The following is a 23,962-nucleotide window of genomic DNA, read 5'->3' as shown; positions in this document are numbered from 1 at the left end:
ATACGCCTGCTCTCCTTTCATTCTCGCAGTATAGCGGCATGGAGGGGCGTTGACATCCGCTCATTCCCTTACTTTCAGGTAGAAGAAGGCGTCATTAACCGTGCAAAGTAATAAAATGCGCTCTCAATCACTCTTCACGATTATTCCGAAAATAATGCACTACACTCTAAATTAAAGAATGAATTGCTCAAGGATTAACACCACATTGTTTTGTATCAAAGTTCGCGTATTTATTTAACTGGTTAAGGGATGACGTTAGTTTCTAAAATAGCGCTGACTATGCCTGCCGCTCAATTCAGGCCGGTATAAATTCAGTCGTCATCCTTTATGACGATGATATTTTTAATTCGAGGTGGTTATGTTTAGAAAATTGGCTGCAGAGTGCTTTGGCACCTTCTGGCTGGTATTTGGTGGTTGCGGCAGCGCGGTTCTGGCTGCAGCATTCCCAGAGTTAGGGATTGGCTTTGCGGGTGTGGCGCTGGCGTTCGGTTTAACCGTTCTCACCATGGCTTTTGCTGTAGGGCACATTTCTGGCGGCCATTTTAACCCGGCAGTGACGCTGGGCCTGTGGGCGGGCGGTCGTTTCCCGGCTAAAGACGTTATCGGTTATATCATTGCTCAGGTTGTGGGCGGGATTATCGCTGCGGCTATTCTGTATCTCATCGCCAGCGGTAAAGCAGGCTTTGACGCAGCAGCCAGTGGTTTCGCTTCTAACGGCTACGGCGAACACTCACCGGGTGGCTACTCCATGCTGTCCGCTATCGTGATTGAAATCGTACTGACCTGTGGCTTCCTGCTGGTTATCCACGGTGCAACTGATAAAAATGCGCCAGCGGGCTTCGCCCCTATTGCTATCGGTCTGGCGCTGACCCTGATCCACCTGATCAGCATCCCAGTGACTAACACCTCTGTTAACCCGGCGCGTAGTACCGCAGTGGCTATCTTCCAGGGCGGTTGGGCACTGAACCAGCTGTGGCTCTTCTGGGTCATGCCAATTATCGGCGGTATCCTCGGTGGTCTGATTTATCGCACCCTGCTGGAAAAGAAATAATACGGCTGTAGCCCAGACGAGGCGCTCAGGCGCCGACGACGGAGCATCCCCGGCGGCGCTTCGCTTGGCCGGGCTACATAAGAAAGACCCGGCTTTGTCGGGTCTTTCTTTTTTCGTGGCTTTACTCAGAATGGGGTTTTCGGTAGTGTCTGTGCGCTATTTCAACACTGCAAGGAACTGAGCTCGCCATGTTATCGGGATTGCTAATCATTCTGGTGCCACTCATTATCGGCTACCTTATCCCCCTCACCCACCGCAGCGCGCTGCAGCTAATCAACCGTCTGCTGAGCTGGATTGTTTATCTTATTCTCTTCTTTATGGGGATCAGTCTGGCATTCCTGGATAATCTGGCGGATAACCTGTTAGCTATTTTCCACTATTCCGCCATTAGTATTGTGGTTATTTTAGCGTGCAATATGCTGGCGCTAATGTGGCTTGAAAAAGTGCGTCCGTGGGGGCATCCACACCATCAGGAAAAATTACCGTCCCGCGTCGCCATGGCGCTGGAATCATTAAAACTGTGCTTTGTGGTTATAGCCGGTTTTGTGGTTGGACTAAGCGGTTTTGCTTTTTTACAGCATGCCACCGACGCCAGCGAATATACGCTTATCTTCCTCCTGTTCCTTGTAGGTATTCAGCTGAGAAATAGTGGTATGACGCTGCGACAGATAATTCTCAACCGCCGTGGCATGCTAATTGCGCTGGTGGTGGTCGCAAGCTCTATGGTAGCCGGGGTGGTTAACGCTTTTCTGCTCGGACTGCCGATTAAAACCGGAATGGCGATGGCTTCTGGATTCGGCTGGTATTCGCTCTCAGGTATTCTTCTGACTGATGCTTATGGCCCGGTGATCGGCAGCGCCACCTTCTTTAATGACCTCGCGCGCGAACTGCTCGCCATCATGCTGATCCCCGGTCTGGTTCGCCGCAGTCGCTCAACGGCGCTGGGGCTGTGTGGTGCAACGTCAATGGACTTTACCCTGCCGGTGCTACAACGTTCCGGTGGCGTAGAAATGGTGCCACCTGCCATCGTCCACGGCTTCCTGCTGAGCCTGTTGGTTCCTCTGATGATGGCCTTCTTCACCGCCTGATACCTCTATGGCGGTAGCCCCGGCTGCCGCCAAAATTGCGCTAAATCAACCTCCCTTTAAGTTGCACCAGAAATCCCTTTTCAAGGCTAAGCACCAGGCTTACCCTTAAACATGTATATTAAATATAACTTTAAAAGGTGTGACCATGTTTTGTGTGCAATGTGAACAAACCATCCGTACTCCGGCAGGGAACGGCTGCTCTTATGCACAGGGTATGTGCGGTAAGACCGCAGAAACGTCCGATCTGCAGGATCTGCTGATTGCGTCCCTGCAAGGTCTGTCCGCATGGGCGGTTAAAGCTCGCGAATACGGCATTATCAGCCACGACGTCGATAACTTCGCCCCGCGCGCGTTCTTCTCTACCCTGACTAACGTTAACTTCGATTCCCCACGTATCGTTGGCTATGCCCGTGAAGCCATCGCGATGCGCGATGCGCTGAAAGCACAGTGCCTGGCTGTTGATGCCAACGCCACCGTTGATAACCCAATGGCCGACCTGCAGCTGGCCAGCGACGATCTGGGTGCCCTGCAGCAGCAGGCTGCGGAATTCACCCCGAACAAAGACAAAGCAACCATCGGCGAAAACATTCTCGGCCTGCGTCTGCTGTGCCTGTACGGCCTGAAAGGTGCGGCGGCCTATATGGAACATGCCCACGTTCTCGGCCAGTACGACAACGACATCTACGCGCAATACCACAAAATCATGGCATGGCTGGGTACCTGGCCTTCCGATATGAACGCTCTGCTGGAGTGTTCAATGGAAATCGGCCAGATGAACTTCAAAGTGATGAGCATTCTGGACGCTGGCGAAACCACTAAATACGGTCACCCAACGCCAACTCAGGTCAACGTGAAAGCGACCGAAGGTAAATGTATTCTGATCTCCGGCCACGACCTGAAAGACCTTTACAACCTGCTGGAGCAAACCGAAGGCACCGGCGTTAACGTCTATACCCACGGCGAAATGCTGCCAGCACACGGCTACCCAGAGCTGCGTAAATTCAAACACCTGATCGGTAACTACGGCAGCGGCTGGCAGAACCAGCAGGTTGAATTTGCCCGCTTCCCTGGCCCAATCGTGATGACCTCTAACTGCATCATCGACCCAACCGTAGGTGCTTACGACGACCGTATCTGGACCCGTAGCATCGTCGGCTGGCCGGGCGTAAGCCACCTTGAAGGCGACAACTTCGGCCCGGTTATCGCTCAGGCACAGCAGATGGCTGGCTTCCCGTACAGCGAAATCCCACATCTGATCACCGTTGGTTTTGGCCGTCAGACCCTTCTGGGCGCAGCGGATACTCTGATCGATCTGGTGAGCCGCGAAAAACTGCGTCACATCTTCCTGGTCGGCGGCTGCGACGGCGCACGCGGTGAACGTAACTACTTCACCGATTTCGCCACCAGCGTACCGGATGACTGCCTGATCCTGACCCTGGCCTGCGGTAAATACCGCTTCAACAAGCTGGAGTTCGGCGATATCGAAGGCCTGCCGCGTCTGGTCGATGCCGGTCAGTGTAACGATGCTTACTCTGCCATCATCCTGGCGGTAACGCTGGCAGAAAAACTGGGCTGCGGCGTGAACGATCTGCCGCTGTCTCTGGTGCTCTCCTGGTTCGAACAGAAGGCAATTGTGATCCTGCTGACCCTGCTCTCTCTGGGCGTGAAAAACATCGTGACTGGCCCAACTGCACCAGGCTTCTTCACGCCGGACCTGCTGGCAGTACTCAACGAGAAATTCGGTCTGCGTTCCGTGACCACCGTTGAAGAAGATATGAAGCAGCTGCTGAGCGCGTAAGGAGTAAAGAATGACAATGCCAACACATCAGTGCCCATGGCGGATGCAGGTTCACCACATCCATCAGGAAACGCCGGACGTATGGACAATTTCGTTGCTCTGCCACGACTATTATCCGTACCACGCCGGGCAGTATGCACTGGTCAGCGTGCGCAACTCAGCGGATACGCTGCGTGCTTACACTATCTCCTCTACGCCGGGCGTGAGCGAATACATTACGCTGACCGTCCGCCGTATTGATGACGGTGCCGGTTCGCAGTGGCTGACCCGCGATGTGAAGCGCGGCGACTACATCTGGCTGTCCGATGCGATGGGTGAATTTACCTGTGAAGATAAAGCAGATGACAAGTTCCTGATGCTGGCCGCCGGCTGCGGCGTTACGCCGATTATGTCGATGCGTCGCTGGTTGGCGAAGTACCGTCCAGAGGCCGATGTCCAGGTTATTTTTAACGTGCGCTCGCCACAGGATGTCATTTTTGCCGAAGAGTGGCGCCAGTATCCGGTCACGCTGGTCGCGGAAAATAATGCAACCCATGGCTTTGTTTCTGGCCGACTGAGTACTGAACTGCTGAAAAGCGTGCCGGACCTGGCTTCTCGCACCGTGATGACCTGCGGCCCAGCGCCGTACATGGACATGGTCGAGAACGAGGTGAAGGCGCTTGGCGTGACGCGTTTCTTTAAAGAGAAGTTCTTTACCCCGGTGGCTGATGCAGCAACCAGCGGCCTGAAGTTCACCAAGCTGCAGCCGGCAAAAGAGTTCTACGCACCGGTCGGCACCACGCTGCTGGACGCGCTGGAAAGTAACAAAATGCCAATCGTTGCCGCATGCCGCGCAGGCGTTTGCGGTTGCTGTAAAACCAAAGTGGTTTCCGGCGAGTATACGGTTACCAGCACCATGACGTTGACCGAGGCGGAAATCGCCGACGGCTACGTACTGGCCTGCTCCTGTCATCCGCAGGGCGATCTGGTACTGGCGTAATCTGCGCTACGATGTGAAAAGGCCACCCGGTTTTGCCGGGTGGCCTTTTTTACGTCTGTGGGTGCCATGAAGATAGCCAACACATAAAGAGTGGCGGGGATTGCTCCCCGCCGGTGCTCTTACTCGGATTCGTAAGCCGTGAAAACAGCCACCTCAGTTTGCCCGGATTTCAGGCGCACCTCGCAGAGATCTTTTCTCGTTATCAGCACCACCATAACAACGGTAATACAGATAATTATCAATGTGATAAATCTCCAGCTTTGCTGCTTCATGGCTAACATCTCTGTCAACGCAAAGCAGAAGCGTCACCTTTACTGCGAAACAGAGATGTCCTGCTTTATTTCAGATAATGCGTTTGACCGCCTCGCTATAAACTTCCGAGCGTTCCCTTTTCCCAACGGAAACCACGAAGACAACAACTTTCTCGTCTATGACCTGGTATACAAGGCGATAGCCTGAAGACCGGAGCTTAATCTTGTAACAGTCGGGCATACCACGGAGCTTGTTCGCTTCAATCCGGGGTGACTCAAGTACTTCAGCCAACTTCTTTTTCAACTGTTCACGTACCGTCGAGCCCAGCTTTCGCCATTCCTTTAGTGCCCGCTCGTCAAAATCCAGAAAATACGCCATCAGAGCTCATCCAGCGTCACTCGTACTGGCTTAGGATTACGAAGCCGTTCTTTCACTATCTCCACAAGCTCAGCATCTTCATCACTCAGGAGTGTCTGTTTGAACGGCAAGCGTTCATTGTCAGCGATATACTCAAGCATGAGACGAAGCGCTTCAGAGGGAGTTACACCCATTTTTTCAAGCGCGGCGTAAGAACGCGCTTTAAGTTCATCGTCAATACGCAGGTTAATGCTACCCATGTCTTACACCTCTTGTAAGTACAAATGTCATTACAAGTATCGCACTACAACATGCTTAGAGCAAGTCACAAAGGAAGTCAGAAAAGTAGTCGTAAGAACGGTGATCACAGTCCGCTTTGTGCCAAGAGCGGAAGTTGTATATTCACTTGGATGCGACAGATTCAGGTATGGTGATTCGCCATTACGCGTAGTTGATATTTTATCAACGTACTATCCTGGAAAGGATAAAATCCACACGTTCCTCTACAGAAACACATGGCAATTCTATCAACTGATAATCATACGTACGGTATGTTTTCACCATTGCCTGATATGTCGCTACAGCGACATCGAAAGATTGTTTACGCTCTGTATCCTGTACATATATGTCACGCCAGGGTGGTGCTATAAATACGGTTCGGTTATAGCGAAATTTCTCGATGGCATTTTCCAAATGCCTCGGTATGGTAAGTTCAGAAAGGCTTAAATAACCTACAACATCAGGAATGCCACGGTCGAATAAGCATGGTTGTGTTTGCCCTTCAGCTTCGTGCCACGAACGCATTTCCCAGGATAGCATGAGCTCTGCAAATGCAGTCTGGTTGGCCCACGGTAATGCATTGCCATCTATGTTCACCTGGTCTTGTATAACGCCTCTTCCCGCTTCTTTAGAGCACCAAAACCCTCGTTTTTTAATCGTATCAATTATCGTGCTTTTGCCTGACCCAGGACCACCTGTAAGAATGAAACGATGTTGAAAAGCTGAAGACATTGAACCCTCCTGTGCATTTATAGACGCGATACAGCAGCAATACTGATGGCGCACGTTTCACGAGTTGCCAGATTACTTGTTGATGGTTTTACTAGCTACATTTTATTCCCATCGAATGTCTGCTCCTCGCTCTTTGCGGACATTAGCTCAGCCGATTTACCATAACGCCTCATTACGCGCACCGCTCAGACGGCCTAAACGCGTTTCTGACGGGAAACGGGTAAAACAGGCAACAAACCACCTGAAAATGCACGTCAGAAACGCAACGTCAGAATCTGTCCAGTGAGTGGATATGCACTAAACTGAATAACGCTTGGTTTCAGTCCGTTTTATCGGGATCAACCTTCTTTCTGGGTAATTTCGGGGGCTTAACTTGCTGATTACTTTGCGTGCGGCGTGTGAGCCAGGGATGGTCAGCTTTAGGTTTTACGTAGAATTTTGAGCGTAAATCAATGCGGGCATTATCCACACGGTCATGGACACTTTTTTCATCATCCAGTGGTATAGGCTCCGGGCCATCAACGTACTTTTCCCATCCCAATGCTTTCCCGTCATACAGAACATTGATTTCACCGTCAAAGCTCTCGCATACCGTGACAACCGAATGTCGAAGCCGGTATCCCCGGCCTTCACTGCGTATCTGAAACACACTGCTTTTGTACTGGAAAGTGAGATTTTTGGAGAGAACGCGCCTCGCCTGAAGACTGAAGATATAACCCAGTTCTTCTTCAGAATGGTGTATATCAAGGTGGGCATTATCAGCAATACGAGGCGGCGTAGCAAACCGGTTGTTATACGCATCAATAAATGTCGGCAACCATGCGTTTGCTGTTTCAATATCGCTGATATCCTGAAGACGCAGCTCCTTAACCAGTCTGTCCTGTAACGTCTGATTAGCGCGTTCTACCCGCCCTTTTGCCTGTGGGCTGTTGGCATGGATGGGCTCGATGCCCAGTGTCTTTATCGCACGAGTAAACTGAGTCAACTCCCCTTCCCGCTCCGGGTTATTTACTCTGAATATACTGTGTCTGTCAGAGTAGAGAGCCAGTGGTACGCCATGATCATTAAGGTAACCACGAAGGGTTTCCATGTAAGCCCGGGTAGTTTCTGCAGGAGCGAATCGCAGTGCCATCAGAGCACTGGTAGCATCATCGATAAAGACTATCAGTGTGCACTTGGGGCCCCTGCCCTCAAACCAGTCATGAGGCGAGCCATCAATCTGGATCAGTTCACCGTAGGATGGACGTCGCATGCGGCGCTGATATATTCGGGCAAGTTTACGACGGCGTTCGCGCCATATCCCCTCCTCCACCATCCACTTCCTGAGAGTTTCAGCGGATAAACACAAGCCGTGTATTTCGCGCAATTTCTCACTGGCAAGTGTTGGTCCAAAATCAGCGTAGCGCTCTCTGAGAAATGAAATTACGGTCTTTCTGAATTCGGGGCCAAAAGCATTATTAGGCCGCTTCCCACGTCTGCGGGATACAAGTCCAACTGGCCCTTCATTTCTGTATCGATGTACCAGACGTTTAACCTGACGGACAGAGATGCCAATACGTACCGCGGCTTGCTTCTGGGTAATATGACGGTTGACTGACTCCTGAATAATCTGAAGCCTGTCGAGTTCCTTATGGCTCATCGTAACTGTCTCTTTGATCATGAAAAAATCCCCCAGAAATCGCCTGGGGACATTTTAGAATGGTTCAAAGGGGACATTACAGCTTGGCGTTAACAAATGGCTAACATCTCCTTGCCTTTCGGCGGGTAAGAGGCTAGCCTGTATGTGTCTGGCATATAGGGGCCTCATTCGATTTAGAGTCGAGTGGGGCTTTTCTCTATCTACCGCAGAGCACCTGAAGCAGATAGCCTCAAGCACCCGAGCGCATTTTCACCCTTTCCTGCATCACCGTCTGCTAAGATGTCAGTCCGAATACAGACTATTGCCAGGCTGATTTCCCGCCCAGCGCATATTTGCCAGCACCGAGAAACGCAATCGCCAGCGCCGCCACAAAGAAGTACACCAGGCTTTCAATCGCCCATGCCCCGGTTTTATCCAGCGCGACGGTTTTATCCAGCCCAACCATCAGCCATGCCACAACCATCGTAAACGCTAACACCAGCGCCGCCGGGCGGGTCAGTACCCCGAGGATCAGCAGGATAGGCGCAACCACCTCACCCACCAGCACACCATAGGCGATAAAGCCCGGCAGCCCTTTTGCCACCAGCATCGCACTAATCCCGTCAACCCCATCAAACAGCTTGTGCAGCCCATGGAACAGCATCAGGCCGCCGACGACAAGACGCAGTAATAATTTGCCGAAATCTTCGTGCGACAACGTGCGGTTCACAGCCTGGAGCAACTTTATAATCATTTAAATTTTTCCCTGTTTATCCCTGTAGAACTTCTACGGTACTGCTTCTCATTTACTAAATATACCCGCTGAAAATAAGGGTATTTTTCCAGCGAAACGACGAGTTTCATCTAAACTTGTAACCGGTATCACAATTCAGGAGATGGAAAACCATGAAACAGACCGTGGCCAACTACATTGCCAAAACGCTAGAGCAGGCAGGAGTGAAACGAATCTGGGGCGTGACGGGCGATTCGCTCAACGGCCTTAGCGATAGCCTGAACCGAATGGGCACCATTGCGTGGATGCCGACGCGGCATGAAGAAGTGGCCGCTTTTGCAGCGGGCGCAGAGGCACAGCTCACCGGCGAACTTGCAGTATGCGCCGGTTCCTGCGGGCCGGGAAATCTACACTTAATTAACGGGCTTTTTGACTGCCACCGCAACCACGTCCCGGTGCTTGCCATTGTCGCACATATCCCGTCGAGTGAAATCGGCAGCGGCTATTTTCAGGAGACTCATCCACAGGAGCTGTTCCGTGAATGCAGCCACTACTGTGAGCTGGTATCTACGCCGGAGCAGATCCCACAGGTGCTGGCGATTGCCATGCGTAAAGCGGTGCTCAACCGCGGCGTGTCCGTGGTGGTTCTGCCGGGCGATGTCGCGCTGAAGGCCGCGCCAGAGAGCGCCAGCACCAACTGGTACCCTGCGCCGCATCCCATTGTCACACCACCACTGAGCGAGCTGGAAAAGCTGGCCGAGAAGCTCAAGTCAGCGCGTAATATTACCCTGCTGTGTGGCAGCGGATGCGCCGGGGCACATGAAGAACTGACCGCATTTGCCGGCAAGCTTAAATCCCCTATCGTTCATGCGCTGCGTGGCAAAGAACACGTGGAATACGAAAACCCATATGACGTCGGCATGACCGGGCTTATCGGTTTCTCCTCCGGTTTCCACGCCATGATGAACGCCGACACGCTTATCCTGCTCGGCACGCAGTTCCCCTACCGCCCGTTCTACCCAACTGAAAGCACCATCATCCAGATAGACATTAACCCTGGAAGCATTGGCGCGTACAGCAAAGTGGATATGGCGCTGGTCGGTGATGTGAAAGCAACGCTGGCGGCGCTGCTGCCGCTGTTAGAAGAAAAAAGCGATCGAAGCTTCCTCGATAAAGCGCTGGAACACTATCGCAGCGCACGCAAAGGGCTAGACGATTTAGCCAAGCCAAGCGATAAGGTCATCCACCCGCAGTATCTGGCGCAGCAAATCAGCCGTTTCGCCAGCGAAGATGCCATCTTCACCTGCGATGTGGGCACCCCAACCGTGTGGGCCGCACGCTATCTGCAAATGAACGGTAAGCGCCGTCTTCTGGGTTCGTTTAACCACGGTTCCATGGCGAACGCGATGCCGCAGGCGCTGGGTGCGCAGGCCACGGAACCCGGACGCCAGGTGGTGGCGATGTGCGGCGACGGTGGCTTCAGCATGCTGATGGGCGATTTCCTCTCGGTCGTGCAAATGAAGCTGCCGGTGAAAATCGTGGTCTTTAACAACAGCATACTGGGCTTTGTGGCGATGGAAATGAAAGCCGGGGGCTATCTGACCGACGGCACGGAGCTTGGCGACACTAACTTTGCGCGCATCGCAGAAGCCTGCGGAATAACCGGCATCCGCGTCGAGAAATCCGCTGACGTCGATGACGCCCTGCAACGCGCCTTCAGCATCGACGGCCCAGTGCTGGTCGACGTAGTGGTGGCGAAAGAGGAGCTGGCGATCCCGCCACAGGTTAAGCTTGAGCAGGCCAAAGGTTTCAGTCTGTATATGCTGCGCGCGATTATCAGCGGCCGCGGTGATGAAGTCATTGAACTGGCGAAAACCAACTGGCTCAGGTAAAAATGGAGGCATTATTCTGAGTTAAAAGGAAATGCCGTGATCGACCTACGCAGTGATACCGTAACCCGCCCGACGCGCGCCATGCTGGAAGAGATGATGGCCGCGCCGGTCGGTGATGATGTTTATGGCGACGACCCTACCGTTAACGCCCTCCAGCAATACGCCGCTGAACTGTCTGGTAAAGAGGCGGCGCTTTTCTTACCTACCGGTACCCAGGCCAACCTGGTAGCCCTGCTGAGCCACTGCGAACGCGGTGAAGAGTATATTGTCGGCCAGGGCGCACATAACTATCTGTATGAAGCGGGTGGCGCAGCGGTGCTGGGCAGTATCCAGCCACAACCTATTGATGCCGCCTCGGACGGCACGCTGCCGCTCGATAAAGTGGCAGCGAAAATCAAAGCTGACGATATCCACTTCGCGCGCACTAAGCTGCTGAGCATCGAAAACACCCACAACGGCAAAGTGCTGCCGCAAGCGTACCTGAAAGACGCGTGGGAATTTACCCGCGAGCGCGGCCTGGCGCTTCACGTAGACGGCGCACGCATCTTCAACGCCCTGGTCAGCTATGGCTGCGAGCTTAAAGATATCGCCCAGTACTGCGACTCGTTCACCATCTGCCTCTCTAAAGGCCTCGGCACACCGGTTGGTTCACTGCTGGTCGGCAGCCACGACTACATCAAGCGCGCAAACCGCTGGCGTAAAATGACCGGCGGCGGAATGCGCCAGGCGGGCATTCTGGCGGCAGCCGGGCTGTATGCGCTGAAAAACAACGTTGCCCGCCTGCAGGATGACCACAACAACGCCGCATGGCTTGCCGGGCAGCTGCGTGAGATTGGTGCAGATGTGATGCGCCATGATACCAATATGCTGTTTGTCCGCGTCGGCGACGCTCACGCTGCCCAGTTGGGTGAGTACATGAAGGAACGTGGGGTATTGATTAACGCCTCCCCTGTCGTGCGCCTGGTAACCCATCTGGACGTTAATCGCCAGCAGCTCACGGAAGTCGTCTCACACTGGAAAGCCTTTTTAGCCCGCTAAGGAGCCTGACGTGCCACGTACTATTCTGGTTTTTGGTGCCAGCGGCTATATCGGCCAGCACCTGGTGTCTGAATTAAGCCAGCGCGGATATACCGTGCGGGCCGTGGCGCGTCGTATTGAGCGGCTGCAAAAACTTCAGCTTCCGGGCGTGACCTGTTATTCGGTCGATCTGGAAAAAACCACCGATGTCGCCAGGCTGCTTAACGGCGTCGATACCGTCTACTACCTGGTACACGGTATGGGTGAGAGTAAAGATTTTATTAAGCACGAACGTCGGGTGGCGGAAAACGTGCGCGACGCGCTACTGATAACCCCGGTTAAGCAGCTGATCTTCTTAAGCTCGCTCCAGGCTCCGGAACATGAACAGTCCCCGCATCTGCGCGCCCGCCAGCTCACCGCCGATATTTTGCGCAGCGCGGGCGTACCGGTGAGCGAACTGCGTGCCGGCATCATTGTCGGCGCGGGTTCAGCCGCTTTTGAGGTGATGCGCGACATGGTGTACAACCTGCCGGTACTTACCCCGCCGCGCTGGGTACGTTCGCGTACCACCCCTATCGCGCTGGAAAATCTGCTGGTCTACCTGGTCGAGCTCTTAAACCATCCGTCAACGGAGCACCGCGTGTTCGAAGCGGCGGGCCCGGAGGAGTTGACCTACCAGCAGCAGTTTGAACATTTTATGGCGGTCAGCGGTCGCCATCGGCCGCTTATCCCGATCCCACTTCCCACCAGCTGGATCTCGGTGTGGTTCTTAAACGTAATTACCTCCGTGCCGCCGACGATCGCCAAAGCGCTGATCCAGGGATTAAAGCACGATCTGCTGGCGGACGATCGCACGCTGCGGGCGCTGATCCCGCAGCAGTTGATCCCTTTCGACGAAGCGGTGCGCCGCACGCTGGAAGAGGAAAAAAAGCTCGCCAACTCCAGCGACTGGGGCTACGACGCGCAGGCCTTTGCCCGCTGGCGACCCGAGTACGGCTTTTTTGCCAAGCAAGCTGGCTTTACCGTACAGACTTCCGCGAGCCTCCCCGCCCTGTGGCAGGTAGTTAATCGTCTGGGCGGTAAAGAGGGCTATTTCTTCGGTAACGTACTGTGGAAAACGCGCGCAGCGATGGATTTGCTGGTCGGCCATCGGCTCGCCAAAGGCCGCCCGCCGCGAGATATGCTACAGGTAGGTGATACCGTCGACAGCTGGAAGGTGATTATCGTTGAGCCGGAAAAAGCGCTAACCTTACTGTTCGGCATGAAGGCGCCGGGCCTTGGTCGTCTGAGCTTTACCATGGTCGATAAAGGCACGCATCGGGAACTGGACGTTCGCGCCTGGTGGCATCCACACGGTATGCCAGGATTACTGTACTGGCTGTTGATGATCCCGGCACATCTGTTTATCTTCCGGGGAATGGCGCGGCGTATCACCCGTCTGGCAGAAGAAGCGACAGGAAAAAGTGCGCAATAACCCTTTTTCGTCTTAGTTTCCCATTGCATACGAGTGAAATAAACGGAAGAATGCGCACGAAAAACTTTTTTAACACTGTGGATGATTATGAAGGTACTGGTCACCGGCGCCACCAGCGGGTTAGGCAGAAACGCGGTTGAATATCTGCGTAGCAGAGGCATCAGCGTCAGAGCGAGCGGTCGCAACGAAGCGATGGGCAAACTGCTGGAAAAAATGGGCGCGGAATTCGTCCATGCTGACCTGACCGAGCTGGTTTCCTCCCAGGCCAAAGTGATGCTGGCCGGCGTCGACACGCTGTGGCACTGCTCCAGTTTTACCTCGCCGTGGGGCACGCAGGCCGCTTTCGACTTAGCCAACGTTCGCGCCACCCGCCGTCTGGGTGAGTGGGCCGTCGCGTGGGGCGTTCGCAACTTCATCCATATCTCTTCGCCGTCGCTGTACTTTGATTACCATCATCATCGCGATATCACCGAAGATTTCCGCCCGCACCGTTTCGCCAACGAGTTTGCCCGCAGCAAAGCGGCCAGCGAAGAGGTGATCCAACTGCTGGCGCAGGCCAACCCCAATACCCGCTTCACGATTCTGCGTCCGCAGAGCGTCTTTGGGCCGCACGATAAAGTGTTTATTCCGCGTCTGGCGCAGATGATGCACCATTACGGCAGCGTATTATTACCGCGCGGCGGCCATGCGATGGTCGATATGACCTACTACGAAAATGCGGTTCACGCGATGTGGCTTGCCAGCCAACCACGCTGTGACGACCTGCCTTCCGGCCGCGCCTACAACATCACTAACGGTGAACCACGCACCCTGCGTAGCATCGTAGAGCGTTTGATTGACGAACTGGATATCCCCTGCCGGATCCGTTCGGTGCCTTATCCAATGCTGGACATGATCGCCCGCAGCATGGAGCGTTTTGGTGATAAAAAAGCGAAAGAGCCTTCGCTCACTCACTACGGCGTCTCAAAGCTGAACTTCGATTTTACGCTGGATATCAGCCGCGCTCGCGAAGAGCTGGGCTATGAGCCCATCGTCTCGCTCGACGACGGTATTATTCGTACCGCCGCCTGGCTGGAAGATCACGGTAAGCTGCCCCGCTAGGGCTTAGCCCTGCCCGTATTTCTCCAACAGCGCCTCGACAATCGCCAGACTTTCCGCATCGGCAACGCCATCATAGCGTGTCGGGCGGAAGTGCATCTGGAAGGCGGCAATAACCCTGATTTGCTGCATTCTGGTCATCCCAGGCTTCACTTCATAGCCATAGCGCCCCAACAGATCGAGCAGATTATTGGTCGCTACCGGTGCGTTAGGTGCACGCCCGTTCAGGTAGAACGCCACCCGATTTTCATCAGGCCATGCGCCAATACCCTGCTGCGCCAGCGACTTCCACGGAAACAGAGGCCCTGGATCGTCTTTACGCTGTGGCGCAATGTCCGAGTGGGCAACCACGTTTTGCGGCTCAATGTTGTAGCGCTTAATGATATCTTTCGCCAGCGGCACCAGCGCCTGAATCTGTGCCGGTTCAAACGGCGTAAAGAACTTCGCACCGTCGGCTTTCTGCCAGCCGCGGTTCTCCAGTTCAATGCCAATAGAGGTATCGTTGATGCGCGTTGCGCCGCGCCAGAAGCTGATGCCCGCATGCCAGGCAAGCTTAGACTCCGGCACCAACTGCCAGATTTTTGGCTTGCCGTGCAGCAGCGGCGGCACCGCTGGAATCAGGTAATGCACGCTTACCTGCTGACCGAGTAGCGTCGCCAGCGAGACGTCAAAATCATCTGCCGTATAGTGGATCACCAGTTCCTTGATGCGGGGATAGGCCTGCGGCGACGCCTGGCTGGTATCCAGCACATAGTTTTGCTTTTCAACTACGGCCTTTTTATCTTCCCCGGCACACCCCGCCAGCACCATCGCCAGCATCACCACGGTGAGTAAACGTTTCATCGGCGCGTTTTGACCGCCGTACCGCTCACGCTGACCATCAACATGCTGCTGTCTTTGCCCACGGTTTCATAATCAATATCAATCCCGACGACCGCATCCGCGCCCAGCGCTTTGGCCTGCTCGCCCAACTCCTTAAAAGCAATCTCACGCGCCTTGCGCAGCTCTTTTTCATAGGCGCCAGAGCGACCGCCAACGATGTCACGAATACCGGCAAAAAAATCGCGGAAAATATTGGCCCCGAGAATCGCCTCTCCCGTCACTACGCCGCAGTATTCAGTAATGGACTGCCCTTCGAGGGTGGGGGTCGTAGAAAATTGCATGGACTACTCCTTCGTTAACGTTCAATGCCTTAGCTCTCTGCGCTAAACGCATTATCGGACCGATACGCTATGCTTGAAAAGGGATTACTTCATTATTGTATATACCCTAAATAATTCGAGTTGCAGCCAACGCACATGCAACTTGAAGTATGACGGGTATACATAAATCGCGCCCGCTGCATGGCGGCATATGGGCGATGAATGTTGAGACAGCTAACAAGGAATCACTATGCGTTACACCAACCTTGCACTTCTTCTTCCCGCAGCACTTCTGCTAAGCGCTTGTACCACCGTAACACCGGCCTATAAAGATACCGGAACCCGTGTAGGACAGTGCGTAGAAGGCGGCCCGGACGCCGTGGCGCAGAAGTTTTACGACGCACAAAAACAGCAACGTAGCACCGACTTTACCGCACTTCGCCCTTACCTGAGCGATGGTCTGGCGAAGCTGCTGAGCGATAGCAGTCAGGATCCAGACAAACGTGCGCTGCTGCAATCTAACCTGTTCTCCAGCAGCGCGGGCGCGCCTGACAGTGCCGATGTTGCTAGCGCTTCCACCATCCCGAATACCGACGCCCGCAATATTCCGCTGCGCGTGGAGTTAAAACAGGGAACCCAGAGCTGGAAAGATGAAGTGCTGATGGTTCGCGAAGGCAACTGCTGGGCCGTTGATGACGTTCGCTATCTCGGCAACAACACCCATGCTCCAGCAGGCACATTGCGTCAATCTCTTGAGAAACGTTAATAAATTGTAACGTAATTCTGTCAAATGCCTTATCCCGGCAAAATGTCTGGCATTCCCCGTGGAATGCCGACATTTATACCCCTCGCCCACCCCGTCCGTTATTTTGTGCTAACTTTAAAAGAAAAGTTGGTTTATATTTAAGTTTTAACGCACAAATATTGCATAACTATTCTGTCAAAGGTACTATTTGCGGCCTCAATTGCTGATAATTCTCTATGGGCTGATACCTTCAGCGGAGAAATCCAAAAACGACAGCAGAGCATGCACCTGGCCTTTCCAGGGCGAGAACAACACATTCGTGACGGGTATCAATGAGCATTAAATTAGACGGCATTAACTGCTTTTATGGCGCGCATCAGGCGCTGTTCGACATCACGCTGCAATGCCCCGAGGGCGAAACGCTGGTACTGCTTGGCCCAAGTGGCGCAGGTAAAAGCTCACTCCTGCGCGTGCTGAATCTGCTGGAAATGCCGAAATCCGGCACCCTGGCGATTGCGGGTAACCATTTCGATTTTGCTAAGACCCCGTCAGACAAAGCGATTCGCGAACTGCGTCAAAACGTCGGCATGGTCTTCCAGCAATACAATCTCTGGCCTCACCTGACGGTGGTGCAAAACCTGATTGAAGCGCCATGCCGCGTGCTGGGCTTAAGCAAAGATCAAGCGATGGCACGGGCGGAAAAACTGCTGGAGCGTTTACGTCTCAAGCCGTTTAGCGATCGCTATCCGCTGCACCTTTCCGGTGGTCAGCAGCAGCGCGTGGCGATTGCCCGTGCGCTGATGATGGAGCCGCAGGTTCTGCTGTTTGATGAACCGACCGCTGCGCTTGACCCGGAAATCACCGCCCAGATCGTCAGCATTATTCACGAACTGGCTGAAACCAACATTACCCAGGTTATCGTCACCCACGAAGTGGAAGTGGCGCGTAAAACGGCCAGCCGTGTGGTGTACATGGAAAACGGTTATATCGTCGAACAAGGCGATGCAAGCTGCTTTAACAGCCCACAGACTGATGAATTTAGAAGTTATCTTTCTCACTGAGATTCAGGACAATGACGATGAAAAAAGTACTGATTGCCGCGCTGCTTGCTAGCGTCAGCCTCTCCGCTGCCGCCGCTCAAACTATCCGTTTCGCGACCGAAGCTTCTTACCCTCCGTTTGAATCCATGGACGCCAACAATAAGATCGTCGGCTTCGACGTGGATCTGGCGAACGCCCTGTGTAAAGAGATCGATGCGACCTGTACCTTCAGCAACCAGTCTTTCGATAGCCTGATTCCTAGCCTGAAATTCCGCCGTATCGATGCGGTGATGGCCGGTATGGATATCACCCCAGAACGTGAAAAACAGGTGCTGTTCACCACCCCGTACTACGACAACTCCGCCCTGTTTATCGGCGTGAAAGGCAAGTTCACCGGCGTTGATCAGCTGAAAGGCAAAAAAGTGGGCGTGCAGAACGGCACCACGCACCAGAAATTCATCATGGATAAACATCCGGAAATCACGACTGTGCCTTACGACAGCTATCAGAACGCCAAGCTGGATCTGCAGAACGGTCGTATCGACGCGGTCTTCGGTGATACCGCCGTGGTGACCGAATGGCTGAAAGCCAACGATAAGCTGGCGGCCGTCGGCGATAAAGTGACCGATAAAGACTACTTTGGTACCGGCCTGGGTATTGCTGTCCGTCAGGGCAACACCGAGCTGCAGCAGAAATTCAACGCTGCGCTGGAAAAAGTGAAGAAAGACGGTACCTACCAAACCATCTACGCTAAATGGTTCCAGAAGTAAGACTTGATGAACGAAATGTTTCCTTTAGCAAGCGCCGCCGGCATGACCGTCGGCCTTGCCGTTTGTGCACTGATAATCGGCCTCGCGCTGGCGATGTTCTTTGCGGTGTGGGAGTCAGTTAAATGGCGCCCTATAGCATGGCTCGGCTCCGCGGTGGTTACCGTGCTGCGCGGCCTGCCGGAAATTCTGGTGGTGCTGTTTATCTACTTCGGCTCTTCACAGCTGCTGCTGACGCTGTCCGACGGTTTTAACATCAACCTCGGCTTCGTACAGATTCCGGTACAGATGCAGATCGAAAACTTCGACGTCAGCCCGTTCCTGTGCGGCGTGATTGCCCTCTCCCTGCTCTACGCAGCCTACGCTTCACAGACTCTGCGCGGCGCGTTAAAAGCGGTACCGGCAGGTCAGTGGGAGTCCGGTCAGGCATTGGGTATGTCGAAAAGCGCCATCTTCTTCCGGCTGGTGATGCCGCAGATGTGGCGTCACGCGTTGCCGGGTCTCGGGAACCAGTGGCTGGTGCTGCTGAAAGATACCGCGCTGGTGTCGCTGATTAGCGTGAACGATCTGATGCTGCAAACCAAGAGTATCGCCACTCGCACCCAGGAGCCGTTTACCTGGTATATCGTGGCGGCGGCTATTTACCTGGTGATTACCCTGCTCAGCCAGTACATCCTCAAACGCATTGACCTGCGTACCACTCGCTTTGAACGGAGACCAGGCTGATGCTCGAGTATTTACCGGAACTGATGAAAGGGCTGCACACCAGCCTGACGTTGACCGTTGCCTCCATCGTGGTGGCGCTGGTGCTGGCGCTGATTTTCACCATCATCCTGACGCTGAAAACGCCGGTGCTGGTGTGGCTGGTTCGCGGCTACATTACGCTGTTCACCGGTACGCCGCTGCTAGTGCAGATCTTCCTCATCTACTACGGCCCAGGCCAGTTCCCGACGCTGCAGAACTACCCGGTGCTGTGGCACCTGCTCTCTGAGCCGTGGCTGTGTGCGCTGATTGCGCTGTCGCTGAACAGCGCCGCTTACACCACACAACTGTTCTTCGGGGCGATTCGCGCCATTCCGGAAGGCCAGTGGCAGTCCTGTAATGCGCTGGGGATGAGTAAGAAAGATACGCTGGCTATTTTGCTGCCGTATGCGTTTAAACGCGCGCTCTCGTCCTACTCCAACGAAGTGGTGCTGGTGTTCAAGAGTACGTCTCTCGCCTACACCATCACGCTGATGGAAGTGATGGGCCACGGTCAGTTGCTCTACGGGCGCACCTATGACGTGATGGTCTTTGGCGCTGCCGGGCTGGTTTATCTGGTCGTAAACGGCCTGCTGACGCTGATGATGCGTTTAATCGAGCGCAAGGCGCTGGCCTTCGAACATCGCGACTAACTTCTGCATAAACTACGTTTATAAAAATGGATAAGCCATTGGCCTGTCCGTTTTTTTTTGCTACGCATAAAATATTTAATCAAATATATTGCATACAAATTCACTTGGTGGCATTGTAGCTCCATGCCACACGCAGGGCAGCACCCAATAAGCGAGACAGACAGGAGCTCATCCATGAAAAAATTAGTATTGGCCGCCTTACTTGCCACCGTCGCCGCAGGCGCTCAGGCCGCAGATAAAATCAGCTTTGGCGTTTCCGCCACCTACCCGCCGTTTGAATCCATGGATGCCAGCAACCAGATTGTCGGCTTTGATATCGATCTGGCTAACGCGCTCTGTAAGCAGATGCAGGCTGAGTGTACGTTCACCAACCATGCGTTCGATAGCCTGATTCCGGCGCTGAAGTTTAAGAAATACGATGCGGTCATTTCCGGCATGGACATCACCCCAGAGCGTAGCAAGCAAGTTGCCTTTACCGATGCCTACTATGCCAACTCGGCGCTGGTGATTGCCAAAAAAGGTGAGTTCAAAACCTTTGATGACCTGAAAGGCAAACGTATCGGGATGGAAAACGGCACCACCCACCAGAAATACCTGATGGATAAGCATCCGGAAGTGAAAACCGTGGCTTATGACAGCTACCAGAACGCGATTATCGACCTGAAAAATGGCCGTATCGACGGTGTGTTCGGTGATACCGCGGTGGTGAATGAATGGCTGAAAACCAACCCGCAACTGGGCGCAGCCACCGAGAAAGTGACCGACCCTCAATACTTCGGTATCGGCCTGGGCATTGCGGTACGTCCGGATAACAAAGCGCTGCTGGAAAAACTAAACGGCGCGCTGAAGGCGATTAAAGCTGACGGGACCTACCAGAAGATTAACGATAAGTGGTTTGCTGAGTAATCAGCCGTTCCCGGGGTCGCTAACTGTACGCCCGGGCTACCCGAAACACGTAGCCCGGCCAAGCGAAGCGCCGCCGGGACTATCGCCGCACCAACAGCGTCAACACCTCGTAATGCGCCGTATGCGGGAACATATCAAACAGCTGCACCTTCTCCACGCGATACCCTGCCAGATGCGCAAAATCCTTCGCCATGGTCTGTGCATTACAGCTGGAATAGATAATAAATTCCGGCGCCATCTCACTTAAATAGTCACACAGCGCCTTACCAATGCCGCGACGCGGTGGATTAACCAGCACCAGCTGCGGAATATCGGCCTGAGCGGTAGCAAACTGCGTCGAATCCAGCGCCTGGAAATGGAGCTTATCCAGACCCAGCGCCGCCGCCGACTGCTTAGCACAGGCGATAGCTTCTGGCGCAATTTCGATGCCGGTCAACGTCATCTCCGGCGTAGCACAGTGCAGACCAAAACCGCCGACGCCGCAGAACAGATCCCACATATGGTTAACCGGCAGCGCCCTCACCCAGTCGCGCGCGGTGGCGTACAGCGCGCTCGCCACCGTCGGGTTGGTCTGGAAGAAGCTCTGCGGGCGGATCCACAGCGGCACGTCGTTAAAGCTTTCTGCCAGCGCCTGCTGCTCGGTAAAAAAGATTTCCTGCTCGCCTTCCATAATCGCCATATGCACCGGCTGGATATTGGCGGTGATGACCTTCAGCTGCGGCAGCTGTGCCTGTAGCGACGGCAGCGCTGCGCGAAGTTGGGCCAGCTTGGCTTCTGAGCGCAGTACGAAACGCAGCATCATGCCGCCGTCCAGCTGGCTTTCGGTGAGCAGCAGATACTTCAGCTCGCCGCGCTTACGCGCTACGTTGTAGGGCGTCAAACCCGCACGGGCGATAAACGGCTTCAGTGCGGCAAAGACCGGAGCAAACGAATCGGGATAAAGCGGACAGTCGGTTAAGTCTTCCGGCGTACCGTCACGGTGCAGCATGCCGAGCAGCGGACGCTCAACGCTGCCGCTGACCACCATTTTGGCTTTATTACGAAAGCCCTGTTCCGGACCAGATACCGGTGCGCACCAGGCGTTAACGGAAAAATCCGCCAACAACGTCTGGAGATCGGCCATTTTGGCCGCCAGTTGCTCGGCTATCGGCTGCTCAATCCACTGACAGGAACGGCAACGATGGGCATCATAAAGTGCGCACTGCATAAAAAGACCTTGAGAAAATCGGGGGCGTGGATTGTATCACCGTTATTGTAAGCGGAAAAATCGCCGGGAGGCCGCGGGCAGAAAAAGCAGGCATAAAACCAGCAGATCCGGCATTTTTTGCATTACCAGCGAGCGGAAGATCTCCCGCTTCGACTCGCCCGCAATGCTGAACAGCTCAGGATAGCCATAGCCCAGCGATGCCGCCCACAGATAGCTGGCAGCAATTACCTGCGTCAGCAGGTAGACCCAGCGTGCCCAGTTACGCCCTTTTACCAGCGAAAATGCGCAGCCTATTTCGACAAAAACCAGCACCAGACTACTGAGGAAAACCAGCGTCAGCGTCCAGGTCTGTACGCTACGGTGAATAAACTCGCCAATGCCATGCAGCCCGAGCAGGTTGATTATCATAATCAGATCGAGACAGCGGATTAAAATAATGGCGAGCGCCGCCACCTGCACCAAAGCAGGGACATTCAGACGAGCATGCGACTGACGGCTTCGAGTAAACAGTTCCAATGTTGTTGCCTTCCATGAAAACGATGCCGCGAACATTCGCGGCATCGACTGCACATCCCTACTGATTTTAAGAGGATTATCCGCGTCTTGCACGCTGGATATCGCGCACCCGCTGTTTTTCTGCTCGCGCCATCAGATACCAGGCGATAAATCCGACAATTCCGACCACGCCGAGGATAAGCGTCGCCAGGGCGTTAATCTCCGGATTCACCCCCATGCGTACGCTGGAGAAGACCAGCATCGGCAGCGTGGTCGCACCTGGACCCGAGACGAAGCTGGCAATCACCAGATCGTCGAGCGACAGCGTGAAAGCCAGTAGCCAGCCGGAGACCACGGCAGGCATGATCATCGGCAGCGTAATAATGAAAAAGACCTTCAGCGGCGTCGCTCCGAGATCCATCGCGGCCTCTTCAATCGAACGGTCAAGTTCACGCAACCGCGAAGAGATAACCACCGCCACATACGCCGTACAGAAGGTAACGTGCGCCAGCCAGATGGTCAGCATGCCACGGTCGGCAGGCCAGCCAATCGCGTGGCCCAATGCCACAAAGAGCAGCAGCAGCGACAGCCCGGTAATGACATCCGGCATAACCAGCGGTGCCGTTATCATAAAGGCAAAGCCGTTGGACCCGCGGAAACGACCAAAGCGCACCATCACTACGGCGGCAATGGTGCCGAGGATAGCCGCCATGGTTGCCGCGCAGGCCGCAATCGTCAGGCTTAGCCCTACGGCGCTCATCATCGCATCGTCGCGGAACAGTTCGCCGTACCAGCGCGTCGACCAGCCCGCCCAGACGGTGACCAGCTTCGAGCTGTTAAACGAGTAGACCACCAGCATCAGCATCGGCGCATAGAGGAAGGTAAAGCCAATCACCAGAATCAGAATGCGCCACGGCGATCTTACGACAGGCAGGTTGTTCATCCGTGGTCTCCCATCTGTTTTTGCTGATACTTATGGAACCACATGATCGGCACGATCAGCAGCAACAGCATCACAATCGCCACCGCCGAGGCCACCGGCCAGTCGCGGTTGTTAAAGAACTCCTGCCACAGCACGCGGCCAATCATAATGCTGTCCGGGCCGCCGAGCAGTTCCGGGATCACAAACTCCCCGACCGCTGGGATAAACACCAGCATCGAACCAGCAATAATCCCACCTTTGGTGAGCGGCACAATCACGCTGAAGAAGGTTTTCAGCGGGCGAGCGCCCAGATCCAGTGAGGCTTCCACCAGCGAATAGTCGATGCGGGTCAGCGCGGTATAGATAGGCAACACCATAAACGGCAGATAGGCGTAGACAATGCCGATATAGACCGCCAGGTTGGTGTGCAGAATCGTCAGTGGCTGATCGATGACGCCTAACCACATCAAGAAGTTATTCAGAATGCCGTTGTTTTTCAGGATCCCCATCCACGCATAAACGCGGATCAAGAACGAGGTCCACGACGGCAGAATCACCAACAGCAGCAGAATATTACGCGTTGATGGTTTGCTGTGCGCCACCGCCCACGCCAATGGGTAGCCAAGCAGCAGACAACAGATCGTCGAGATCCCCGCCACCTGCAATGATTGCAAATAGGCCTCAAAGTAGAGCGGATCGTCGGTAAGCTGCAGGAAGTTGCCGAAGTTCAACGCAAGTGTGAGCTGACCGTCGGCCCACTCCATGAGATCGGTATACGGCGGGATCGCGCGCGCCATCTCCGCCAGGCTGATTTTGAAAACAATCAGGAACGGCAGCAGAAACAGCAGGATCAGCCACACGTACGGCATGGCAATGACCAGCTTGCGCCCGTGCTTCATATTGATGCGCGCTAGCCACAGGACGAAGCCGCCCGGTTTGCGCGAACGGGCTGGTGGTTCAAACGTACTCATAGCCC

Annotated in this window: 26 protein-coding genes and 1 pseudogene; 15 read left to right on the top strand and 12 right to left on the bottom strand. The window is 54.3% G+C overall.

Translation table 11 applies throughout. The features are described 5' to 3' along the window. Positions 1–358: 358 nt before the first annotated feature. The 4 genes from aqpZ to hcr all read left to right on the top strand — a co-directional run bounded on the left by aqpZ (position 359) and on the right by hcr (position 4,916). Positions 359–1,051, top strand: a complete 693-nt coding sequence (gene aqpZ / locus AB2B48_RS01435) for an aquaporin Z (protein ID WP_185666594.1) — start codon at positions 359–361, stop codon at positions 1,049–1,051. A gap of 188 nt (positions 1,052–1,239) precedes the next feature. Further along, on the top strand, positions 1,240–2,139 hold the full coding sequence (locus AB2B48_RS01430) for a lysine exporter LysO family protein (protein ID WP_368300602.1): 900 nt from the start codon (positions 1,240–1,242) through the stop codon (positions 2,137–2,139). Between the two features lie 145 nt (positions 2,140–2,284). Further along, positions 2,285–3,937: a hydroxylamine reductase gene (gene hcp, locus AB2B48_RS01425; RefSeq protein WP_368300601.1), complete on the top strand. Its 1,653-nt coding sequence runs from the start codon at positions 2,285–2,287 to the stop codon at positions 3,935–3,937. Positions 3,938–3,947: 10 nt separating this feature from the next. Continuing rightward, complete coding sequence (hcr, locus tag AB2B48_RS01420) at positions 3,948–4,916, top strand: NADH oxidoreductase (protein WP_368300600.1); 969 nt, start codon at positions 3,948–3,950, stop codon at positions 4,914–4,916. Between the two features lie 119 nt (positions 4,917–5,035). Here the strand turns inward: hcr and AB2B48_RS01415 are convergent, their stop codons facing one another. The 3 genes from AB2B48_RS01415 to relB all read right to left on the bottom strand — a co-directional run bounded on the left by AB2B48_RS01415 (position 5,036) and on the right by relB (position 5,785). Then, complete coding sequence (locus AB2B48_RS01415; protein WP_368300599.1) at positions 5,036–5,188, bottom strand: Hok/Gef family protein; 153 nt, start codon at positions 5,186–5,188, stop codon at positions 5,036–5,038. Between the two features lie 70 nt (positions 5,189–5,258). Next, entirely contained in the window at positions 5,259–5,546 is a 288-nt protein-coding gene (gene relE / locus AB2B48_RS01410; protein ID WP_368300598.1) for a type II toxin-antitoxin system mRNA interferase RelE, read from the bottom strand. After that, positions 5,546–5,785: a type II toxin-antitoxin system antitoxin RelB gene (relB, locus tag AB2B48_RS01405; protein ID WP_000534858.1), complete on the bottom strand. Its 240-nt coding sequence runs from the start codon at positions 5,783–5,785 to the stop codon at positions 5,546–5,548. Before relB ends, relE begins: the two co-directional genes overlap by 1 nt. A 24-nt stretch (positions 5,786–5,809) precedes the next feature. Between relB and ydfV the strand changes: the two are divergent. Continuing rightward, positions 5,810–5,915 (top strand): annotated as a pseudogene (ydfV, locus tag AB2B48_RS01400) (protein YdfV); the annotation flags it as partial. Positions 5,916–5,987: 72 nt separating this feature from the next. On the opposite strand, the gene AB2B48_RS01395 reads toward ydfV, so the two are convergent. The 3 genes from AB2B48_RS01395 to AB2B48_RS01385 all read right to left on the bottom strand — a co-directional run bounded on the left by AB2B48_RS01395 (position 5,988) and on the right by AB2B48_RS01385 (position 8,908). After that, positions 5,988–6,536: an AAA family ATPase gene (locus AB2B48_RS01395; RefSeq protein ID WP_079938939.1), complete on the bottom strand. Its 549-nt coding sequence runs from the start codon at positions 6,534–6,536 to the stop codon at positions 5,988–5,990. A gap of 319 nt (positions 6,537–6,855) precedes the next feature. Further along, the gene (locus tag AB2B48_RS01390) at positions 6,856–8,196 is read right to left on the bottom strand and encodes an ISNCY family transposase (RefSeq protein WP_368300597.1); all 1,341 of its coding nucleotides are present in this window, start codon (positions 8,194–8,196) and stop codon (positions 6,856–6,858) included. Between the two features lie 277 nt (positions 8,197–8,473). Further along, a complete protein-coding gene (locus AB2B48_RS01385; RefSeq protein WP_185666602.1) occupies positions 8,474–8,908 on the bottom strand; it encodes a DoxX family protein in 435 nt (144 codons plus the stop codon). 152 nt (positions 8,909–9,060) lie between these two features. Here AB2B48_RS01385 and poxB point away from each other — a divergent pair, with 152 nt between their 5' ends. From poxB to AB2B48_RS01365, 4 genes are all read left to right on the top strand, one after another. After that, positions 9,061–10,779: a ubiquinone-dependent pyruvate dehydrogenase gene (gene poxB / locus AB2B48_RS01380; RefSeq protein WP_368300596.1), complete on the top strand. Its 1,719-nt coding sequence runs from the start codon at positions 9,061–9,063 to the stop codon at positions 10,777–10,779. 36 nt (positions 10,780–10,815) lie between these two features. Further along, positions 10,816–11,817: a low-specificity L-threonine aldolase gene (gene ltaE, locus AB2B48_RS01375; RefSeq protein WP_220441028.1), complete on the top strand. Its 1,002-nt coding sequence runs from the start codon at positions 10,816–10,818 to the stop codon at positions 11,815–11,817. 10 nt (positions 11,818–11,827) lie between these two features. Next, entirely contained in the window at positions 11,828–13,270 is a 1,443-nt protein-coding gene (locus AB2B48_RS01370; protein ID WP_220441029.1) for an SDR family oxidoreductase, read from the top strand. 87 nt (positions 13,271–13,357) lie between these two features. Continuing rightward, positions 13,358–14,371 (top strand): NAD-dependent epimerase/dehydratase family protein, encoded by a 1,014-nt coding sequence (locus AB2B48_RS01365; RefSeq protein ID WP_185666607.1) that lies wholly within the window; start codon positions 13,358–13,360, stop codon positions 14,369–14,371. A gap of 3 nt (positions 14,372–14,374) precedes the next feature. Here AB2B48_RS01365 and AB2B48_RS01360 read toward each other — a convergent pair whose 3' ends face one another. After that, complete coding sequence (locus tag AB2B48_RS01360) at positions 14,375–15,211, bottom strand: N-acetylmuramoyl-L-alanine amidase (RefSeq protein ID WP_368300595.1); 837 nt, start codon at positions 15,209–15,211, stop codon at positions 14,375–14,377. Then, entirely contained in the window at positions 15,208–15,531 is a 324-nt protein-coding gene (locus AB2B48_RS01355; protein ID WP_185666610.1) for a heavy metal-binding domain-containing protein, read from the bottom strand. Before AB2B48_RS01355 ends, AB2B48_RS01360 begins: the two co-directional genes overlap by 4 nt. A 229-nt stretch (positions 15,532–15,760) precedes the next feature. On the opposite strand from AB2B48_RS01355, the gene AB2B48_RS01350 reads away from it, so the two are divergent. The 6 genes from AB2B48_RS01350 to artJ all read left to right on the top strand — a co-directional run bounded on the left by AB2B48_RS01350 (position 15,761) and on the right by artJ (position 20,362). Further along, a complete protein-coding gene (locus AB2B48_RS01350) occupies positions 15,761–16,276 on the top strand; it encodes a lipoprotein (protein ID WP_368300594.1) in 516 nt (171 codons plus the stop codon). A gap of 311 nt (positions 16,277–16,587) precedes the next feature. Then, complete coding sequence (artP, locus tag AB2B48_RS01345) at positions 16,588–17,316, top strand: arginine ABC transporter ATP-binding protein ArtP (protein WP_185666614.1); 729 nt, start codon at positions 16,588–16,590, stop codon at positions 17,314–17,316. A 17-nt stretch (positions 17,317–17,333) separates the two neighbouring features. Continuing rightward, a complete protein-coding gene (artI, locus tag AB2B48_RS01340; protein ID WP_220441031.1) occupies positions 17,334–18,065 on the top strand; it encodes an arginine ABC transporter substrate-binding protein ArtI in 732 nt (243 codons plus the stop codon). A gap of 6 nt (positions 18,066–18,071) precedes the next feature. Then, the gene (gene artQ, locus AB2B48_RS01335) at positions 18,072–18,788 is read left to right on the top strand and encodes an arginine ABC transporter permease ArtQ (RefSeq protein ID WP_185666617.1); all 717 of its coding nucleotides are present in this window, start codon (positions 18,072–18,074) and stop codon (positions 18,786–18,788) included. Next, a complete protein-coding gene (artM, locus tag AB2B48_RS01330) occupies positions 18,788–19,456 on the top strand; it encodes an arginine ABC transporter permease ArtM (RefSeq protein ID WP_333495823.1) in 669 nt (222 codons plus the stop codon). The genes artQ and artM overlap by 1 nt, the downstream gene beginning before the upstream one ends. A 174-nt stretch (positions 19,457–19,630) precedes the next feature. Next, complete coding sequence (gene artJ / locus AB2B48_RS01325; RefSeq protein ID WP_123651343.1) at positions 19,631–20,362, top strand: arginine ABC transporter substrate-binding protein ArtJ; 732 nt, start codon at positions 19,631–19,633, stop codon at positions 20,360–20,362. A 79-nt stretch (positions 20,363–20,441) separates the two neighbouring features. On the opposite strand, the gene rlmC is transcribed toward artJ, so the two are convergent. The 4 genes from rlmC to potH are packed head-to-tail and all read right to left on the bottom strand — an operon-like array spanning position 20,442 to position 23,957. Further along, on the bottom strand, positions 20,442–21,569 hold the full coding sequence (gene rlmC / locus AB2B48_RS01320; protein WP_333012030.1) for a 23S rRNA (uracil(747)-C(5))-methyltransferase RlmC: 1,128 nt from the start codon (positions 21,567–21,569) through the stop codon (positions 20,442–20,444). Positions 21,570–21,611: 42 nt separating this feature from the next. Next, positions 21,612–22,121: a YbjO family protein gene (locus tag AB2B48_RS01315; protein ID WP_185666756.1), complete on the bottom strand. Its 510-nt coding sequence runs from the start codon at positions 22,119–22,121 to the stop codon at positions 21,612–21,614. Positions 22,122–22,161: 40 nt separating this feature from the next. Beyond that, on the bottom strand, positions 22,162–23,007 hold the full coding sequence (gene potI, locus AB2B48_RS01310; RefSeq protein ID WP_185666623.1) for a putrescine ABC transporter permease PotI: 846 nt from the start codon (positions 23,005–23,007) through the stop codon (positions 22,162–22,164). Then, a complete protein-coding gene (potH, locus tag AB2B48_RS01305) occupies positions 23,004–23,957 on the bottom strand; it encodes a putrescine ABC transporter permease PotH (RefSeq protein WP_185666625.1) in 954 nt (317 codons plus the stop codon). Before potH ends, potI begins: the two co-directional genes overlap by 4 nt. Positions 23,958–23,962 lie beyond the last annotated feature (5 nt).

Origin of the sequence: Kluyvera sichuanensis (assembly GCF_040930405.1) — a bacterium.
GTDB classification, from domain to species: domain Bacteria; phylum Pseudomonadota; class Gammaproteobacteria; order Enterobacterales; family Enterobacteriaceae; genus Kluyvera; species Kluyvera sichuanensis.
Note: the sequence above shows the minus strand (reverse complement) of the source record. Positions and strands in the feature narration are given on the sequence as shown.

Bases quoted from the DNA above. Each gene is read 5' to 3' on its own strand.
- aqpZ (WP_185666594.1), top strand. From the start codon at position 359: ATGTTTAGAAAATTGGCTGCAGAGTGCTTTGGCACCTTCTGGCTGGTA.
- AB2B48_RS01430 (WP_368300602.1), top strand. From the start codon at position 1,240: ATGTTATCGGGATTGCTAATCATTCTGGTGCCACTCATTATCGGCTAC.
- hcp (WP_368300601.1), top strand. From the start codon at position 2,285: ATGTTTTGTGTGCAATGTGAACAAACCATCCGTACTCCGGCAGGGAAC.
- hcr (WP_368300600.1), top strand. From the start codon at position 3,948: ATGACAATGCCAACACATCAGTGCCCATGGCGGATGCAGGTTCACCAC.
- AB2B48_RS01415 (WP_368300599.1), bottom strand. From the start codon at position 5,188: ATGAAGCAGCAAAGCTGGAGATTTATCACATTGATAATTATCTGTATT.
- relE (WP_368300598.1), bottom strand. From the start codon at position 5,546: ATGGCGTATTTTCTGGATTTTGACGAGCGGGCACTAAAGGAATGGCGA.
- relB (WP_000534858.1), bottom strand. From the start codon at position 5,785: ATGGGTAGCATTAACCTGCGTATTGACGATGAACTTAAAGCGCGTTCT.
- AB2B48_RS01395 (WP_079938939.1), bottom strand. From the start codon at position 6,536: ATGTCTTCAGCTTTTCAACATCGTTTCATTCTTACAGGTGGTCCTGGG.
- AB2B48_RS01390 (WP_368300597.1), bottom strand. From the start codon at position 8,196: ATGATCAAAGAGACAGTTACGATGAGCCATAAGGAACTCGACAGGCTT.
- AB2B48_RS01385 (WP_185666602.1), bottom strand. From the start codon at position 8,908: ATGATTATAAAGTTGCTCCAGGCTGTGAACCGCACGTTGTCGCACGAA.
- poxB (WP_368300596.1), top strand. From the start codon at position 9,061: ATGAAACAGACCGTGGCCAACTACATTGCCAAAACGCTAGAGCAGGCA.
- AB2B48_RS01365 (WP_185666607.1), top strand. From the start codon at position 13,358: ATGAAGGTACTGGTCACCGGCGCCACCAGCGGGTTAGGCAGAAACGCG.
- AB2B48_RS01360 (WP_368300595.1), bottom strand. From the start codon at position 15,211: ATGAAACGTTTACTCACCGTGGTGATGCTGGCGATGGTGCTGGCGGGG.
- AB2B48_RS01355 (WP_185666610.1), bottom strand. From the start codon at position 15,531: ATGCAATTTTCTACGACCCCCACCCTCGAAGGGCAGTCCATTACTGAA.
- AB2B48_RS01350 (WP_368300594.1), top strand. From the start codon at position 15,761: ATGCGTTACACCAACCTTGCACTTCTTCTTCCCGCAGCACTTCTGCTA.
- artP (WP_185666614.1), top strand. From the start codon at position 16,588: ATGAGCATTAAATTAGACGGCATTAACTGCTTTTATGGCGCGCATCAG.
- artI (WP_220441031.1), top strand. From the start codon at position 17,334: ATGAAAAAAGTACTGATTGCCGCGCTGCTTGCTAGCGTCAGCCTCTCC.
- artQ (WP_185666617.1), top strand. From the start codon at position 18,072: ATGAACGAAATGTTTCCTTTAGCAAGCGCCGCCGGCATGACCGTCGGC.
- artM (WP_333495823.1), top strand. From the start codon at position 18,788: ATGCTCGAGTATTTACCGGAACTGATGAAAGGGCTGCACACCAGCCTG.
- artJ (WP_123651343.1), top strand. From the start codon at position 19,631: ATGAAAAAATTAGTATTGGCCGCCTTACTTGCCACCGTCGCCGCAGGC.
- rlmC (WP_333012030.1), bottom strand. From the start codon at position 21,569: ATGCAGTGCGCACTTTATGATGCCCATCGTTGCCGTTCCTGTCAGTGG.
- AB2B48_RS01315 (WP_185666756.1), bottom strand. From the start codon at position 22,121: ATGTTCGCGGCATCGTTTTCATGGAAGGCAACAACATTGGAACTGTTT.
- potI (WP_185666623.1), bottom strand. From the start codon at position 23,007: ATGAACAACCTGCCTGTCGTAAGATCGCCGTGGCGCATTCTGATTCTG.
- potH (WP_185666625.1), bottom strand. From the start codon at position 23,957: ATGAGTACGTTTGAACCACCAGCCCGTTCGCGCAAACCGGGCGGCTTC.